A 17,343-nucleotide genomic window follows, 5' to 3' on the forward strand; every position below is an offset into this window, starting at 1 on the left:
GGGGGAAGACGCTGCAAGTGCAAGAGAAATCGGTATATTTTGCGCTGCACCGCAGAAAGTTAACCACATTTCGCGTATGGGTTGCGTGGCTTGCCCAAAATTTGTCCGCAAAGACCAAATTCTACGTAGTGGTGGGTATTCCCATGCGCAGATTCGCCCCCTAGGGTAGCCGAACTTGAAATGAACGTGCGCGGTGGGGAGCCGTGTGCGCAATAAACCTTCTGGGAGGATTCATATGGATCGTCGTTCTTTCCTTCGCGCCTCGACCGTGGGCGCGGGTGCTGCTGCTTCCACTCTGGCAGCTCCGGTTTATGCTCAGGGCAAGCGGACCCTGACCATGGTCACTTCGTGGCCGCGCGGCTTTGCCGTTCTGGATGACGCAGCAAGCTATCTGGAAAAGTTCGTGTCGGAAATGTCCGACGGCAACCTGACCATCGACAAGAAAGCTCCGGGTGAGCTGGTTGGCGCGCTCGAAGTGTTCGACGCCGTGTCCTCGGGTCAGGCAGACATGTACCACTCGGCGGACTACTACTTCATCGGTCAGCACCCGGGTTACGCCTATTTCACCGCCGTTCCGTTCGGCGGCACCGCGCAGGAAGTGAGCAACTGGTACTACCACGGCGGCGGCGAAGAGCTGCACGACGAGCTGGGCCAGATCTTTAACCTCAAGGGTCTGCTTGCGGGCAACTCTGGTTCGCAGTCCGGCGGCTGGTTCTCCAAGGAAATCAAGTCGGCTGACGACTTCAACGGCCTCAAGTTCCGTATGCCGGGTCTGGGCGGCAAGGTGCTGGGCAAGCTGGGCGCATCCGTGCAGAACATCCCCGGCGGCGAACTGTACCAGGCGCTGTCCTCGGGTGCCCTCGATGGTCTCGAGTGGGTTGGCCCGATGGCCGACGAACGCGCCGGCTTCCAGGAAGTGGCCAAGATCTACTACACCGCGGGCTTCCACGAGCCGGGCTCGGCGCTGGCGTCGTCGGTGAACCTGGACGTCTGGAACGACCTGACCCCGCAGCACCAGCACATCCTGCGTTACGCCTCGATGGCCGTGACCCAGTACCAGTTGGCCGAAACGCTGGCCAACAACGGTGCCGCTCTGGCCCGCCTGCAAAGCCAGGGCGTCAAGACGCTGCAATTCTCGGACGACGTCTGGGATGCGTTCGGCGCGGCCTCCAAAGAGGTCATGGACGAAAACATGGGCGACGAGCTGTTCGCCAAGATCCGCACCTCGTTCGAGGAAAGCCTCGCGAACTCGGCAAGCTGGATCAACAAGTCGGACGGCTACTACGTGCAACAGCGCGTGCGCGTGCTGGGCGGCGAATAAGCGATCCGCTGATAAGACAACAAAGGCTCCTGCTTCGGTAGGGGCCTTTTTCCAACTTTGCGGGCCGGAAGGGGCACGTGGGACGAGACGACCGGGGCAACCGGCGAAGCGGGGGAAGACATGGACGATACAGGTTCGGACAACCTGATCGTGTGGATCCTGACCGAGATGGTCATGGGGATCGTACACATCTTTCAGGGGATCTGGATGGCCTTGTTCGGGCTGTTCAAACTGGTGACGGGCTATCGCCCCACCTACGCCGAGGGCGAAAGCGCCCCGGTCACGCCGTTTGATTGGATCGGCTGGAACGGCACCACCGAGGCCAAGCAATCGCTGATGCAATTCGTGTATTACGGCGGCTCGGTGGAATTCTTTTTCATCATGCTGGACCTGTTCCTGATCGTGTTCATCGCGGGCGTTTTCTTTCGCCCGTTCCTGTGGCGCGTGGTCCGCGTGCTCGAAGGTTTCGCGAACACCGTGGGGCGGTTCTTTGCCTGGGCGGGTCTGCTCATGGTGCTGCAACAGGTGATCATCGTCTTTATGCAGCGGATTTTCACCCGGCCCGACATCGTGTTCGGCTTTGGCATTCCGCTGGATTTCGACATTTCGTGGTACGCCGAAGAGCTCAAGCTGTATAACGCCATGGTGGTGGCGCTGTGCCTGACCTACACCTTTGTCCAAGGCGGTCACGTGCGCGTGGACCTGGTGTATTCCGCCGTCTCGCACCGCACCAAGCGGGTGATCGACATGTTCGGTTCGCTGGCGTTCATGCTGCCCATGGCGGTGATGATCTGGATGTACAACTGGTTCTTCCTGTGGCGCTCGCTGATCGTGCCGCCGGTGTCGCCCTCTGATCCGCTGCAACGGCTGGAGATGAAGGCCCGCGCCCTGCGCTGGAACGTGGAAACCATCGGCTTCAGCCCCAACGGCTTTACTGCCTATTTCCTGTTCAAGATGCTCATGGTCGCGCTGGTGGGGATGATCTTTATCCAAGCCTGGGCGTTCTTTTACCGCTCGTACCTTGAATGGGTCGAAGGCCCGGAGTCCGAAGGCAAATATCTAGACAAAGACGTGCTCGAAGAGGGTGAAGAACCCTACGATCACGCAGAATTCTAAGGGGGCGGGGACATGCTATTTGGATTGGATGGGGTCGAAATCGGCCTGATCATCGTCTTTCTGACGTTGTTTTCGGCGATCCTGTCGGGCTTTCCGGTGGCCTTTGCCATCGGCGGCGCGGGGGTCATTTCCTTTGGGATCATCGCGGCGCTCGACAGTGCGGGGCTGTTGATCCACCAGGCGATCGACACCTCGTCGGACGCCTATAACGCGCTGGTGGCCAGCGGGGTGAACGAAAAGACCATCAGTCTGTTCCGCAACCCTGATTTGCCGCGCATCGCCACGGACTCGATCTTCCCGGCGGGGGATTGGGAACAGGCGATGAAGCGCACCATCGCGGGCATCACCAACCGCATCAACGAACGCGTGATCGCGGGCCAGTCGATTGAAACGCTGCTGGCGGTGCTGATGTTCGTGCTGATGGGGATCGTGCTGGAACGCTCCAAGATTGCCAACGATCTGCTGACCTCGATGGCGCGGGTGTTTGGCCCGCTGCCGGGTGGTCTGGCCGTGTCGATCGTGGTTGTGGGCGCGTTCCTTGCCGCCTCGACCGGGATTGTGGGCGCAACCGTGGTGACCATGGGCCTGCTCGCCCTGCCGACCATGCTGCGCAACGGCTATTCGCCAGAGCTGGCGACCGGTGTGATTGCCGCCTCGGGCACCCTGGGGCAGATCATTCCGCCGTCCATCGTGATCGTTCTGCTGGGCACGCTGGCGGGGGATCTGTACTCTGCGGCGCAGGAAACTCGCGCGGTCGAGGCCGGCTGTACCGATGCGCTGACCTATCTGGGTGAGCCTGCGGTGGTCTCTGTCGGGACGCTGTTCCAGGCGGCGCTGCTGCCCGGTATCCTGCTGGCGGGGCTGTACGCGGCCTATGCCTTTGGCTTTGCCATGCTCAACCCGTCCAAGGCCCCGGCCGTGGAAATGGGCGAGGCCAACGGCGAGCCGGTCACGCGCGGCGAAGCCTTTACCTGGTACCTCGGTGTGCCGGTGGCGCTGATCGCGGGCATGATGCTGTTCAGCAACCTGGGCCTGATCGGCAGCCAGTCGACGCAGGTGGACAGCTTCTCTGACATCGGCGAGTCCGCATCGCTGCGCACCAACGTGTCGGAACAGTGCATGGCCTCGATGATCGACTTGCATGGCCAAGAGGCGTGGGACACCGCCGTGGCAGAACAGGCGGCCATCGACGCGGCCGGGGGCCAGCAGGCGTCCGAGCGTCTGACCCCGGAGCAGATCGAAGAGGCGCGCGCGGCCAAGATCGCCAACGCGGCCCCCATCGGCACGGGCATCGCCCTTCTGTCGGTGATCTTCGGCCTGATCCTTGCCATTGCGCGCGGCGTCTCGCCGTCGGCGGATGCGCGTCCCTTGCTGATCGGCGCGGGCGGGATCGTGCTGGGCCTGCTGGTCGATCTGATCTGGCTGTCGCCGACCACGTCCTCGGGCGTGACGGTGATCCTGATGGCCGTGCCGTGGGCGATCACCCTTTACGGGGTCGCCGCCGCGATGAAGCGTCTGGCGGGCAATGATCTGCTGCGCGTGGTCTTTCCGCCGCTGGTGCTGATCGTCGCCGTGCTGGGCTCGATCCTTGGCGGTATCACCAACCCGACGCCCGCCGCGGCGCTGGGGGCGGCAGGCGCGATCATGCTGGCGGCCTACCGCAAGCTGCAAGATCAGCACCGCTCGCCCAAGGTGATCATCTGGTCGACGCTGGCGGTGCTGGTGATGATCCTGCTGGGGGTCAACTTTGACCTGCGCATCAACACCGAAGAAGTGTCGGTCGAGACGTGGATCGCCTTTATCGCGGCCTATGCGGCGTATCTGTATGCGCTGTTCGGCCTGCTGTTCAGCTGCTGGGTCTTGTTCAAGTCGGGCGTCCTGACCCCCGCCGTGCGCGAGACCGCCAAGGTGACGTCGATGGTCTTTACCATCCTCATCGCCTCGCAGCTGCTGAACCTCGTGGTCATCTCGTTTGGCGGCGAACACTACATCCAGGACTTCCTCAAGAGCTTTGACGACGTGCGGACCGTGTTCCTGATCGTCATGCTGGTGCTGTTTGTGCTTGGGTTCGTGCTCGACTTCCTGGAAATCATCTACATCGTTGTGCCGATTGTGGGCCCGGTCATCTACGGCGCGCATTTCGACCCCAAGTGGGTGACGATCATGATCGCGGTGAACTTGCAGACCTCGTTCCTGACGCCGCCCTTTGGCTTTGCGCTGTTCTACCTGCGCGGCGTGGCGCCCAAAGAGGTCACCACCGGCCATATCTACCGTGGGGTGATTCCCTTTGTGTTGATCCAGGTGTTTGGTCTTCTCCTGCTGGCGAGCTTCCCGTCCATCGTGACGATTGTTCCGGCGCTGATGCCCAACTAACCTGCTGCTAAACAGCGACAAATTGGCCCGTCCGGAGCGATCCGGGCGGGCTTTTTACATCTTTTGGGTAGGGTATTAAGGCACCTCAAATACACGTATCACGGGAATGCCCGAAAAATGACCAGAAATTTCCGTTTCGTCACCGCAAACATTAAGCAAAACGGGTGCAGATCCAGAACGGATTTGGAAACAACGAACAGAAAGGTGAAACCCATGGCAGGGTCCCGTCTAGATGCGTTGTACGATTACTCTTCGCGCCGTATGCGCGACCCACAACCCGCGTCCCGTCCCAGCGAGTACGGACGGGGCCACAGTTCGGTCCACCGGGCCGGTCCGACCTGGTACGACGACAGCGTCTGGGGGGCAGAAGACCCGGCCCGCGCGCTGCTGCATGACGGCACCGAGTTTCGCTCGCGCGCCACGCGTGTCCTGCGCACCTGCGTCCTGCTGGCGCTTGGCTTTGCGCTGAACCCGCTGGCGGCGGCGATGCTGGCCTAAAGGCTTTTGCGGCTGGCCGTTCGGGGTCAGCCGCGCGTCTTATCCGCGGGTATCGGGAAAAGAGATATTGGCCACCTGTTCGGCAATCGGATCGTTCGACAGCGGATGGGTGTCTGCCTCATAGTCCTCGGGGTTGCCCATGGGCGCCCAGGCGCCGTGGCGATAGAGCTCCAGCCCGCTGAACTGCACCTTGTAGCCCATCTTGTCAGATCCCGGCACCCAATAGCCCAGATAGACATAAGGAAGACCCGCCTCGCGCGCGATCTGGATATGGTCGAGGATCATCCAGGTGCCCAGCGACTGCCGGGTCTGGGTCGGCTCGTAGAACGAGTAGACCATCGACAAGCCATCATCGAGCATATCCGTCAGGCAGGTGGCGATCAGATCGCCGCTGTCCTTGTCGGTGTATTCGATCACGCGGGTGCGGATCGGGGTTTCCTCGATCATCGCGGCGAATTCGAACACGTCCATATCGGCCATGCCGCCATCGGCGTGCCGCTCGTCCAAGTAGCGGCGGAACAGCTCGTACTGTTCCTCGGTGGCCCAGGGGCTGGTGGCGCGGCGCAGCAGGTTGGGGTTTTTCTTCATGACCTTGCGCTGGCTGCGCGTCGGTTTGAAATCCGCCACCTTGATCCGCGCCGACAGGCAGGCCGCACAGTCCGAGCAAGACGGCCGGTACAGCACGTTTTGCGAGCGGCGAAAGCCCTGTTTCGACAGGCTGTCGTTCAAGACCTGCGCCGTGTCCCCCTGAAGCGAGGTGAACAGCTTTCGTTCCATGCGCCCATCCAGATAGGGGCATGGCTGCGGAGCCGTCACGTAGAATTGAGGCGCAAGGGGCAGCGAGTGGCGCATCTGTCCTTAGGTCCTGCTTGGGGAATTTAACAAAACGGTAACAACGAAAGCGGCATTCGCCAACCCCCCGATAATGGCGAGGTTATGGAAAATGCCGCCTTTTTGATGAATGGGTTAATGGCAGGGTGGCGGGAAATGGTTAACCCCCGGTGTACACCGGGGGCTGTTTTCGATTGCACTTTAGCAAGGCGGCGGTGGCCGTGTCCTAGGCGCGGCGGTTCAAAGCCACGGTCCCCAGCACAAGGTCGGTCAAACCCTGACCGCGCTCGGTGGTAAACATCAAGATGACCGACACCACCTGCACCAGCACCATCGACATGGAAATCGTGTAGCCCAGCGTGTGCAGCAAGGCTTGTCCGCCGTCCAGCCGCTGGCCATAGGCGTCGCGGAACTCGATCGCCATGATCCGCATCCCCCAGGTGGCAGAGCCGCTGGCCAGCGTCATCCAGCGATACAAAAAGCCGACCACGAGGAAAAACACCGGCCAGAAAAACACGCCGACGATGGTCACCAGCGACACGGCGGTCGCAAGGATCCCGATAAAGAGGGCGTCGATGACCCAGGCAAGGCCACGTTTGATCGTGACGGACTCGTAAAACTCGGCCTGGTGCACCGGGTCGGGCAGGTGGCTGAGCGGTTCACTGTACATCGGTCTGTGTCTCCTGTTGGCTTTGTCCATGTGGGGGCGCTTGGCGGCCCCTTGCAAGGCCGCCTCGCATCATATCAGATCAGGCGTCTGCCGTCTCTTGGGTCTGGACGCGCTTGGCGCGGTCTTCCATGAACTGGTCGAATTCCGACTTGTCCTTGGCTTCTCGCAGGCGCTCCAGAAACGCCTCAAAGGCTTCTTGTTCGGTCTCAAGGCGGTGCAGCGTTTCGGCCTTGTAGGCGTCGAACGCGCGGTTGCCAGAGGGTTTCATGGCGGCCCAGGCCTGTTTGCGGGCCGAAGGATTGTGGCTGCGACAAGATTTACCGAACATGCGTTTGCTCCAGATCATATAGGCCAAAAGGGCAAGGCCCACGGGCCAGAAGAAGATGAACCCAAGAACCATGGCCGCGATCCAGGCGCCTTTGCCCTTGTGATCCAGCCAGGCCTCGGTCCGGGTCAGCCAGCCAGCATTGGCGGGCATCGCGGTGGTATAAGCGGCGGTGGTCATGGTGTTCTCCGTGTTTGAGGTTGGATGTGAATGCTTTTCACATTGAAACAGATCGGGATTGGGGGGCTCGCTTGCAAGGGCCTATGTGAATGTTTTTTACATTTTTCTGAAAGACTGTTTTTTAACAGAAGCTTAGAATGACATTTTTCGCCGATGGGTCCGCAGCCACTTGCGCTTTTTCCGTGCCCGTGGCCAAGTACGCCCATGAGTATCGAGACCCGCATCACGCGCCTTCCGCGCGCTTTTGAACCCGATCGCGCCGCGGAGGCGCTGATCGCTACCCCTTGGGCGACCGGCCAGCTGGCGCAGCTTTTGCACGGCACGGGTGGGTCCAGTCCGTACCTGCTGGGCCTTTTGCAAAAAGAGGCGGGCTGGCTGGAAAGCGCCGTGGACGACCCCGAGGGGGCGGTGGCTGCGATGATGGCAGAGCTGGAGGCGACCGCGCCTGACCAGATCGCCAGCGCCCTGCGGCAGGGCAAGCGGCGCATCGCCTTGCTGATTGCGCTGTGTGATCTGGGCGGGGTCTGGCCGCTGGAGACGGTGACCGGCACGCTGACTGATTTCGCCTCGCGCGCCACGCATTTGGCCCTGCGCGCCGCCGTCGGGCATGAAATCCGCCGCGGCAAGCTGCCCGGCCAGACCGAGGATGACATTGAAACCGCTGGTGGCATGGTCGCGCTGGCCATGGGCAAGATGGGCGCCGGAGAGCTGAATTATAGCTCTGATGTGGACCTGATCTGCCTGTTCGACGAGACGCGCTATGACCCGGACGACTACCACGAGGCGCGCGCCTCGTTGGTGCGGGCCACGCGCAAGATGTCCGGCACGCTCAATGATCTGACCGGCGAGGGCTATGTCTTTCGCACCGATCTGCGGCTGCGGCCCGATCCGGCGGTCACGCCCGTTTGCCTCGCCATGGAGGCCGCCGAGCGTTACTATGAGAGCCTTGGCCGCACGTGGGAGCGCGCCGCCTATATCAAGGCAAACCCCTGCGCGGGTGACATTGCCGCCGGTCAGCGGTTCCTGCGCGCGCTCAAACCCTTTGTCTGGCGCAAGCATCTGGACTTTGCCGCCATTCAGGACGCCCATGACATGCGCCTGCGCATCCGCGAGCACAAAGGCTTTCACGGTCAGATCACCTTGCCCGGCCACAATATGAAGCTGGGGCGCGGCGGCATCCGTGAGATCGAGTTCTTTACCCAGACGCGGCAGCTGATCGCGGGCGGGCGCGACCCGGATTTGCGGGTGCGCGGCACGGTGCCGGGGCTGCGGGTGCTGGCGCAAAAGGGCTGGGTGCCCCAAGAGGTGGCGGACAAGCTGGCCGATCACTACCGCGCCCACCGCGAGGTCGAGCACCGTATCCAGATGGTCAACGACGCCCAGACCCATGACATCCCCACGAACCCCGACGGGATCGAACGGGTCGCCTGCCTGATGGGCCTCAGCGTGGCCGAGATGACGTCGCAAGTGACCGAGCGCCTGTCCGAGGTGCACGCCCTGACCGAGGGCTTTTTCGCCCCCGATGGCGACAGCGCGGCCCCCGTGACTGCCTTTGCAGACAGTGACATTCCCGCGCGTTGGCCGACCTATCCGTGCCTGCGCAGCGACCGCGCCATGACGATTTTTCGGCGGTTGCGGCCGGAAATCCTGCGTAAACTGGCGCAGGCCGCGCGCCCCGAAGAGGCGCTGGTGGCCTTTGATGGGTTCCTGTCCGGTCTGCCCGCCGGGGTGCAGCTGTTTTCGCTGTTCGAAGCCAACCCGCAGCTGGTCGATCTGCTGGTGGACATCGTCTCTACCTCGCCAGAGCTGGGGCGGCACCTGGCGCGCAACGCTGGCGTGTTCGACGCGGTGATCGGCGGCGATTTCTTTAGCGCCTGGCCGGGGCGCGATGCGCTGCGGCGCGAGCTGGCGGACCGGCTCGCCGAAGAGCCCGATTACGAACGCAGGCTCGATCTGACCCGGCGCTGGGGCAAGGAGTGGCACTTTCGCGTGGGCGTGCACCTGCTGCGCGGCCTGATGGAGGCCGAGGAAGCCGCAGGCGCCTATGCCGATCTGGCCGAGGCGACCTTGGCCGCGCTTTGGCCCGCCGTCCAAGAAGAGTTCGCGCGCAAACATGGGCCTGCGCCGGGGCGCGGCGCTGTGGTGGTGGGCATGGGCTCGCTTGGGGCGGGGAGGCTGCACGCGCGCTCTGATCTGGATGTGATCGTGATCTATGACCCCGATGGTGTCGAGATGTCTGACGGGCGGCGGCCTTTGCCCTCCCGCACCTACTACGCGCGGCTGACGCAGGCGCTGATCACCGCCATGACCGCCCCCATGGCCGAGGGGCGCCTGTACGAGGTCGACATGCGCCTGCGCCCGTCGGGGAACCAAGGGCCGGTGGCCACCTCTTGGGCGTCGTTTCAGGAATACCAGCGGACCGAGGCCTGGGTCTGGGAGCATCTGGCGCTGACCCGCGCCCGCGTGGTGGCCGGGGCGGCGGATCTGGCGGCGGACGTCGAAGCCTTCCGGGTGGAGGTGCTGTCGGCCCCGCGCGACCCCGCCGATATTCTGCACGAGGTTGCCGTGATGCGCGCGCGCATTCAGGACGCCAAGGGGACGGGCAGCGCCTATGAGGCCAAGCTGGGTCCGGGACGGATGCAGGACATCGAACTGTTGGGGCAGGCGGCGTCGCTCTTGTCGGGAAAGGCGGTGCGGCAAATCCCGCGCGCGCTGCGGCTGGCCGATTGGCTATCGCCCGAGGACAAAGAGGCCTTGATCGACAGCTACCGGCTGTTCTGGTCCATGCAGATTGGGGCCAAGCTGGTGACGGAAAGCCCGCTGGACCCGGAGGCGCTGGGGCACACCGGCTGTGCGTTCCTGGGGCGTCTGACAGGGCTTGCGGATATGGCCGCGCTGCGTCAGGACTTGGCCGACAAGGCGGGGCGGGCGGCGGCGGTCATCGACGCGGTCTTGCCAGAAACGAAAGGATAAGGCGTGCGCAAGGGCAATGAATTCGACCCAAAGGGGCTGGTCACCGAGGCGTATAAGATCGACGGCATCACGCTAGAGGAATGCCGGACGATTTTCCTTGATTGGGCGCTGTCGGTGCCGGTGGATGCGGACACCAAGACGCATATCGAGGCGCTGTTGCAGATGCACGGGCAAGAAGGTCATCCGATGACGCAGGTTCTGGAAGAGGGGCGCACGTCCATGACGGCCCCGCGTCGGCGGGGTGGATATCGGTCTCGGCCCCGCAACTAAGAGGGATGTGGGGGCCTCGTGGCCCCCATTTTGTTTAGCGCGGCAGCTTGGCGGCTTCGGCGGCGAGGGCCGTGATGCCGTCCCAGTCCTGCGCTTGCACGAGGTCCTTGGGCGCAACCCAAGAGCCGCCGCAGCACAGCACGTTCGGCAGCGACAGGTAATCGCCAACGTTTTTCATCGACACACCGCCGGTGGGGCAAAAGCTGACCTGCGGGATCGGCGCGCCGATGGCCTTGAGCGCAGGCGCGCCGCCGTTTGCCTCTGCCGGAAAGAACTTTTGCACTGTGTAGCCGCGTTCCAGAAGGCGCATGACCTCTGACGAGGTGGCCGCCCCCGGCAGGATCGGCAGGCCGGCCTCTTCGCAAGCGGACAGGATGGTGTCGGTCGCGCCGGGGCTGACGCCGAATTTCGCGCCCGCGTCCACGGCGTTTTGCACGTCCTTGGGGGTCAGCAGGGTGCCTGCGCCAACGACGCCGCCCTCAACCTTGGCCATCTCGCGGATCACGTCGAGCGCGGCGTCGGTGCGCAGGGTGACTTCGAGCACGGGCAGGCCGCCTTTGACGAGCGCTGCGGCGAGGCCCTGCGCGTGAGCGGCGTCATCGACCACGAGGACGGGGATGACCGGGGCGAGCGCGCACAGGTCGCGGGATTTTTCGCTGGCTTGTTGCGGGGTTATCATGGGCGGTGCTCCTTGCGGGCGTCGGATTTTGGATATTTTTAAAGAGAAGAAGACAGGGAGGGGCTGAGGGGGCTTAGACCACCACAGCCGCCCCGTTGGAGGACAGGCCGACGTTGTCGCGGAAGGCCTTGAACAGCTCGCGCCCCACGCCGTGGCCGTTGCCGGAGAGGTCAGCGGTGGCGTTCTCGCGGGTCTCGAAGTCGGGCGCGAGGTTTTCCAGCGTGCCTTGTGTCGCGTCGAGGCGGATCAGGTCGCCGTCGCGCACCTTCGCGAGCGGGCCGCCGTTGGCCGCTTCGGGCGAGATGTGGATGGCGGCGGGGACTTTGCCGGACGCGCCCGACATGCGGCCATCGGTGACCAGCGCCACCTTGAGCCCGCGGTCCTGAAGGACGGCGAGGGTTGGGGTCAGGCCGTGCAGTTCGGGCATCCCGTTGGAGGATGGCCCCTGAAAGCGGACGAGGACGATGGTGTCCTCGGTGAATTCACCGGCCTTGAAGGCGGCCTTGACGCTGTCCTGATCGTGGAAGACGCGGGCCTTGGCCTCGATCACGTGGCGCTCGGGAGCGACCGCCGAGACCTTGATCATGCCGTGGCCGAGGTTGCCGTGCAGCTGTTTCAGACCGCCGGTTTTCTGGAAGGGATCGGCGGCGGGGCGCAGAATCTTGTCGTTCTGGGTCTCTTTGTCGGCCTCGACGTAGGTGACGCGGTCGCCGTCCAGCTTGGGCTCCTGCGTGTAGCGGGTCAGGCCGTCACCGGCGACGGTTTTCACGTCGTCGTGCATGAGCCCTGCGTCCAGCAGCTGGCCCATCATGTATTGCAGGCCCCCCGCCGCGTGGAAGTGGTTCACGTCCGCCAGACCGTTGGGGTAGACCTTGGCCATCAGCGGGGTGACGCCAGAGATGTCGTCAAAGTCCTCGAGTTCCAGCGCGATGCCAGCGGCGCGGGCCATGGCGGGCAGGTGCAGCACGAGGTTGGTCGAGCCGCCCGTGGCCATGAGGCCAACGATGCCGTTCACAAAGGCTTTGGCATCGAGGATGTCACAGACCGGGCGGTAGTCGTTGCCAAGGGCCGTGATCTCCAATGCGCGCTGGGTTCCGGCGACGGTCAGCGCATCGCGCAGCGGCGTGTTGGGGTTTACAAAGGACGCGCCGGGCAGGTGCAGGCCCATGAACTCCATCAGCATCTGGTTGGAGTTCGCGGTGCCGTAAAAGGTGCAGGTGCCAGGCGAGTGGTAAGAGGCCATCTCGGCCTTCATCAGCTCGTCGCGGCCCACTTCGCCGGTGGCAAACTGCTGGCGGACCTTGGCTTTTTGATCGTTGGGCAGGCCAGAGGTCATGGGACCGGCGGGCAGGAAAATGCCGGGGATATAGCCAAAGGTGGCGGCGGCGATCACCAGACCGGGGACGATCTTGTCGCAGACGCCAAGGTAAACGGCGCTGTCAAAAACGTTGTGCGACAGCGACACGCCCGCGGCCAGCGCGATCACGTCGCGCGAGAACAGCGACAGTTCCATGCCGACCTGGCCCTGGGTCACGCCGTCACACATGGCGGGCACGCCGCCCGCGACCTGCGCGGTGCCGCCATTGGCGCGGGCGGTGTCGCGGATCAGCTGGGGGAAGCGTTCGAACGGCTGGTGCGCGGACAGCATGTCGTTATAGGCGGTCACAATTCCGATGTTGGGGGCGCGCCCAGTGGCCAGCGCGTCCTGGTCGGCGCCCATGGCGGCATAGGCGTGGGCCTGGTTGCCGCAGGTCAGATGGGCGCGGCGCGGGCCTTCTTCGGCGGCGCGGCGCATCCGGTCGAGATAGGTGGCGCGCATCTGGGCAGAGCGGTCTTCGATACGTGCGGTGACGCGGGCGATGGTGTCGTTCAGAGCCATGGGGCCTCCGATCCTGAGAATGTCTTGCGTGTGATCTATACTGGTTAGCGCTAACAGTAAAGGTCTTGCGCACATACAACCGATGGGCGTGAACCTTGGTAATTCCCTAAGCCTGCCCCAATGCCGCCCGAATTGGCGGGCAATTATTGGTTAACAAAAACTTACTCCTCAGAGACGTAAAAACGCAACCGAGGAGAGGCAAAGGGGTAGACGAGATGACGCTGGCAAGAATTGCTGCAACTTTGGGATTGATGGCTGCACTGTCGGCCTGTGGTGGTACGCCGGTGACGCGCAATGTGCCTTATGAGGCGCTGCCGCCGGTGGCGCAGCTAGAGGCCCCCGAAGGCTATCGTCAGGCGTCGGTCACCACTGACACCATCGAAGGGCAGGCGGTGCCGGATCGCCCCGCCGCGCTTGCGCCTGTGCAGATCAGCACCTATTCGATCAAGATCCCGCAAGAACTGACCGTCTCTGAGGCGAACCTTTACCACCCGATGTCCGACATCGTCTGGCGCGAAGACCCGCGCGGCAATCGCAAGGCCCAGGTGGGCGCGATCCTGCAAGAGGCGATGGAACGCAGCCGCGGCACGCTGAAAGGTGGCCAAGAGGTGCAGGTAGACCTGACGCTCCGCCGCTTTCATTCCCTGTCGGAAAAGGCGCGCTATACCATTGGCGGGATGCAGACGATCTTTTTTGACCTGCGGGTGAGCGATGTCAAAACCGGCGCTGTTGTGATGGACCGCCTGGTGAAGGTGAACTTCAAGGGCTTTGGCGGGCGCAAGGCGCTGGACGCCGAGGCGCAGGGCATCACCCAGAGAAAGCGCATCCTGCATCACGTCAGTCGCGCCATCACCGCCGAGTTGACGCTGCCCGGTGGCTGGAACGATCAGGATAATAAACTCGATACCGCATTGGGACAGATCTGACGCTTTCCAGAACGCAAAAACCAAGCTAAAGGCGGGGGCATGACAGCCCCCGTTTTCGCGTCCGAGCGCCCCGTCCTTCGCCTGAAACCCAAAGCCAACGCCCGTGCGATCCGCCGCGGCGCGCCGTGGGTGTTTGAAAATGAGCTGGTCATGGACCGCCGCTCGCGCAAGATCGCGCCGGGGACCATTGCCACGCTCGAAGACAACGAACACACGCCGCTGGGCACCGTGGCGGTCAATCCGAACTCGAAAATCGTGGCACGGATGCTGGACCGCGAACTGGTGGATATCGACCAGACGTGGCTGGAGACCAAGATCGCCAAGGCTTTGGCGTTGCGCGAGCGTCTGTATGACGCGCCGTTCTACCGCCTGATCCACGCCGAATCCGACGGGTTGCCGGGGGTGATCGTCGACCGCTTTGGCGACACGCTGGTGGTGCAGCCGAACGCGGCTTGGGCCGACGCGCTGATCGAGGTGATGGCCGATGCGCTGGTCAACGTCACTGGCGCGGCGAATGTGCTGAAGAATTCGGGCGGGCGTGGCCGCGCCCTCGAAGGGCTGGACGATCAGGACGTGGTCCTGCGCGGATCGGCCCCCGAGGCACCTGTGCCGGTGCAGATGAACGGCGCGACCTATATGGCCGACCTGACCGGCGGGCAGAAAACCGGCCTGTTCTATGACCAGCGCGAGAACCACGCTTTTGCGGCGCGTCTGGCGCAGGGCGCGAATGTCGTCGACGTGTTCAGCCACGTGGGCGGCTTTGCCTTGGCCTCGCTGGCGGGCGGCGCGGCAAGCGCGCTGTCGGTGGACGGCTCTGCCCCGGCCTTGGCTTTGGCCGAGGAAGGCGCGAGCCAGATGGGCGCGTCGGGTCGCTTTGAAACCCGTCAGGGCGATGCCTTTGCCACGCTCGAGGCGCTGGCCGAAGAGGGCAAAAAGTTCGAGGTGGTGATCTGCGATCCCCCGGCCTTTGCCCCCAATAAACCCGCGCTCGACAAGGGCTTGCGCGCCTACGAACGCGTGGCGCGTCTGGCCGCGCCGCTGGTGGCCGAGGACGGCTATCTGGTGCTTTGCTCTTGCTCGCACGCCGCGGACCTCAACGCCTTTACCGGCGCGTGCCTGCGCGGCATCGGGCGGGCGGGCCGCTGGGCGACGCTGATCCACACCGGGGCGGCTGGCCCGGACCATCCCTTGCTGCCGCAACTGGCGGAATCGGGGTATCTCAAGGCGCTGTTCTTCCGCCTGTGATGGCTGTGAAGGTTCTGCTTGATACCTGCGTCCTGTTCCCGACGGTGATGCGCGAAGTGCTGCTGGGCGTGGCCGGGCAGGGGCTCTATACGCCCCTGTGGTCCGCCCGCATCCTCGAAGAATGGGCGCGCGCCGCCCGCAAACTGGGGCCAGAGGGCGAGACAATTGCCCGCGGCGAGATCGCCCAGCTGCGCGCCGCGTGGCCCAAGGCCGAGGTGGTCTGGAAGCCCTCGCTCGAGGACCGCCTCTGGCTGCCGGATGTGAACGACCGCCATGTCTTGGCGGCGGCGATTGCTGGCTCCGCCGAGGTGCTGGTGACCATGAACGCCAGCGATTTCCCCCGGGGTCTGCTGGCCGAAGAGGGGCTCAGCCGCTCTGACCCCGACGCCTTTCTGCTGGGGTTCTGGCAGAGCAACCCCGAGGCGGTGCAAGAGGTCTGCACCCGCGTGCTTAGCACCGCGCGGCGGTTGTCCGGCGATGACTGGCAAATGCGCCCCCTGCTGAAAAAGGCGCGCCTGCCGCGTCTGGCCAAGGCGGTTGGCTAACGCCACGTTCACCTTGTCGAAAGCGGGCTGAAACATGGGTTCCTTCCGCGCGCCTGTCAGGTAAACCAGTCGTTAACCAAGCAGCGGAGCGCCTATGTCCACCCCTTTGATCCTCATCTCGCTCGGCGTGATCCTCGCGCTGTCCTTTGTGGTCGCGCCGCGCCGCGCCTCGGTCCAAGGCTTCTTTGCCGGAACCACGCCGGATGGCGGCGCGCCGGGGCTGTGGACGCTGGTGCTGAGCCAGGTCACCACGTGGATTTTCGCCCGCTCGCTGATGAACGCCGCCATCCTCGGCTACTACTACGGCATCGCCGGAACGCTGGCCTATGCGGCCTACTACGGCTCGTTCCTGACCGGCGGTTTTATCGTGATGCGCCTGCGCGAGACCCGCGCCGCCTCGGTGCAGGATTGGCTGGGCGCGCGCTTTGGCGGGGCGGGGCGAGCGGCCTATAACCTCGTGATCGCTCTGCGGCTCTTGTCCGAAGTCTTTGCCAACCTGATCGTGATCGGCCTGATCTTTGCGGCGCTGCTGCCGGGGTCTGAAACCGTTGCCGTGCTGGCGATCGCAGCGCTGGCGCTGGCCTATTCGGCGTGGGGCGGCCTCAGCGCGGCTTTGCGCACCGACGTCCTTCAGATGGCGCTCTTCCTTGTTGTCTTCATCGCGGCCCTGATCGCGCTGCTGCTCAGCCCCGGCGTGTCGCTTGGCGCGATGCTGACCGCGCCCGGCACCGCTGGGGCGTGGAACGGCTGGGTCTTGTTGGCGGTCGCGGCCTTGCAGGTGTTTTCCTACCCGGCGCACGACCCGGTGATGATGGACCGAGGGTTTCTGGCCGACCCCGCCACCACCCGCGCGTCGTTTTTCCACGCCTTCTGGATATCGACCCTGTGCATCATCGGCTTTGGCTTGTTCGGCATCCAAGCCGGGATCACCGGGGCGGCAGTGGAAAACCAGTTGATCGGCACATGGGCGGCGATGTTCCCGTCTTGGGTCTTTGCGGCGCTGATGCTGTCGCTGCTGGTCTCGGCGCTTTCGACGCTGGATTCGGCCCTGTCGTCCGCCGCACGCCTGTGCGTCGAGGAACTGCGCCTCGCGCCGCGCAGCCTGATGGGGGGCCGCCTGTCCATGGCCGTCTTTGCCGTCGCGGGCACCTTGCTGACGCTGTTCGGCAGCCAAAGCCTGTTCGACGCGGTGGCGGTCAGCGGCACGGCCTCGATGTTTCTCACACCGGTGCTGGTGGTGGGCCTTGTGATGGGCCGCCGCATCGCGCTTTGGGCGTACCTCATCGCGTGGGCGGCGGCGATGCTGGGCGCTGCGGCCTACTTTGCGCGCGCCGTGCCCTGGGTCGCCGCGTTCCTGCCGCAGGGCCATAAGTACGAGCAATTGTTCGTCATTTGCGTGGTGGTTCTGATCGCGGGTTTCGCCGCCGTGTGGCTTGGCAGCCGCGGCAGGGTTGAAACCGCGCAAGAGGGCTGATACCTGCCTAGGCAAACCCGACCCTTTCGCTAAGCTTA

At 64.0% G+C, this 17,343-nt stretch carries 15 protein-coding genes; 10 read left to right on the forward strand and 5 right to left on the reverse strand.

Annotated elements, in window-relative coordinates; all coding sequences use genetic code 11:
* Window positions 1-235: 235 nt before the first annotated feature.
* The 4 genes from B9A11_RS04670 (at window position 236) to B9A11_RS04685 (ending at window position 5,308) form a co-directional block, all read left to right on the forward strand.
* Window positions 236-1,321: a TRAP transporter substrate-binding protein gene (locus tag B9A11_RS04670; protein WP_058247035.1), complete on the forward strand. Its 1,086-nt coding sequence runs from the start codon at window positions 236-238 to the stop codon at window positions 1,319-1,321.
* Window positions 1,322-1,489: 168 nt separating this feature from the next.
* Window positions 1,490-2,437 (forward strand): TRAP transporter small permease subunit, encoded by a 948-nt coding sequence (locus B9A11_RS04675; protein ID WP_058247145.1) that lies wholly within the window; start codon window positions 1,490-1,492, stop codon window positions 2,435-2,437.
* Between the two features lie 12 nt (window positions 2,438-2,449).
* The gene (locus B9A11_RS04680) at window positions 2,450-4,810 is read left to right on the forward strand and encodes a TRAP transporter large permease (RefSeq protein ID WP_058247034.1); all 2,361 of its coding nucleotides are present in this window, start codon (window positions 2,450-2,452) and stop codon (window positions 4,808-4,810) included.
* Between the two features lie 213 nt (window positions 4,811-5,023).
* The gene (locus B9A11_RS04685; RefSeq protein ID WP_058247033.1) at window positions 5,024-5,308 is read left to right on the forward strand and encodes a hypothetical protein; all 285 of its coding nucleotides are present in this window, start codon (window positions 5,024-5,026) and stop codon (window positions 5,306-5,308) included.
* Window positions 5,309-5,347: 39 nt separating this feature from the next.
* Here B9A11_RS04685 and B9A11_RS04690 read toward each other — a convergent pair whose 3' ends face one another.
* The 3 genes from B9A11_RS04690 to B9A11_RS04700 form a co-directional block, all read right to left on the reverse strand.
* Window positions 5,348-6,160, reverse strand: coding sequence for an arginyltransferase (locus tag B9A11_RS04690; RefSeq protein ID WP_058247032.1), 813 nt, complete (start codon window positions 6,158-6,160; stop codon window positions 5,348-5,350).
* Window positions 6,161-6,365: 205 nt separating this feature from the next.
* Window positions 6,366-6,809, reverse strand: coding sequence for an RDD family protein (locus B9A11_RS04695; RefSeq protein ID WP_058247031.1), 444 nt, complete (start codon window positions 6,807-6,809; stop codon window positions 6,366-6,368).
* A 79-nt stretch (window positions 6,810-6,888) separates the two neighbouring features.
* Window positions 6,889-7,314 carry a DUF2852 domain-containing protein gene (locus B9A11_RS04700; protein ID WP_058247030.1) on the reverse strand — a complete coding sequence of 142 codons (426 nt, stop codon included), beginning with the start codon at window positions 7,312-7,314 and terminating at the stop codon, window positions 6,889-6,891.
* A 204-nt stretch (window positions 7,315-7,518) separates the two neighbouring features.
* Between B9A11_RS04700 and B9A11_RS04705 the strand changes: the two genes are divergently transcribed.
* Window positions 7,519-10,287, forward strand: a complete 2,769-nt coding sequence (locus tag B9A11_RS04705; RefSeq protein WP_058247029.1) for a [protein-PII] uridylyltransferase family protein — start codon at window positions 7,519-7,521, stop codon at window positions 10,285-10,287.
* Window positions 10,288-10,290: 3 nt separating this feature from the next.
* Window positions 10,291-10,557, forward strand: coding sequence for a hypothetical protein (locus tag B9A11_RS04710; protein WP_058247028.1), 267 nt, complete (start codon window positions 10,291-10,293; stop codon window positions 10,555-10,557).
* 34 nt (window positions 10,558-10,591) lie between these two features.
* On the opposite strand, the gene eda is transcribed toward B9A11_RS04710, so the two are convergent.
* Complete coding sequence (gene eda, locus B9A11_RS04715) at window positions 10,592-11,236, reverse strand: bifunctional 4-hydroxy-2-oxoglutarate aldolase/2-dehydro-3-deoxy-phosphogluconate aldolase (protein ID WP_186009185.1); 645 nt, start codon at window positions 11,234-11,236, stop codon at window positions 10,592-10,594.
* Between the two features lie 73 nt (window positions 11,237-11,309).
* Window positions 11,310-13,115 (reverse strand): phosphogluconate dehydratase, encoded by a 1,806-nt coding sequence (edd, locus tag B9A11_RS04720; protein ID WP_058247027.1) that lies wholly within the window; start codon window positions 13,113-13,115, stop codon window positions 11,310-11,312.
* A gap of 215 nt (window positions 13,116-13,330) precedes the next feature.
* Here edd and B9A11_RS04725 point away from each other — a divergent pair, with 215 nt between their 5' ends.
* From B9A11_RS04725 to B9A11_RS04740, 4 genes are all read left to right on the forward strand, one after another.
* On the forward strand, window positions 13,331-14,041 hold the full coding sequence (locus B9A11_RS04725; protein ID WP_143595799.1) for a DUF6778 family protein: 711 nt from the start codon (window positions 13,331-13,333) through the stop codon (window positions 14,039-14,041).
* Between the two features lie 39 nt (window positions 14,042-14,080).
* Complete coding sequence (locus B9A11_RS04730) at window positions 14,081-15,286, forward strand: RSP_2647 family RNA methyltransferase (RefSeq protein ID WP_058247025.1); 1,206 nt, start codon at window positions 14,081-14,083, stop codon at window positions 15,284-15,286.
* A gap of 5 nt (window positions 15,287-15,291) precedes the next feature.
* Entirely contained in the window at window positions 15,292-15,831 is a 540-nt protein-coding gene (locus tag B9A11_RS04735; protein ID WP_058247143.1) for an RSP_2648 family PIN domain-containing protein, read from the forward strand.
* A 94-nt stretch (window positions 15,832-15,925) separates the two neighbouring features.
* Complete coding sequence (locus B9A11_RS04740; RefSeq protein ID WP_058247024.1) at window positions 15,926-17,305, forward strand: SLC5/6 family protein; 1,380 nt, start codon at window positions 15,926-15,928, stop codon at window positions 17,303-17,305.
* Window positions 17,306-17,343: the final 38 nt, after the last annotated feature.

The organism is Tropicibacter naphthalenivorans, assembly GCF_900176475.1.
GTDB lineage: Bacteria > Pseudomonadota > Alphaproteobacteria > Rhodobacterales > Rhodobacteraceae > Tropicibacter > Tropicibacter naphthalenivorans.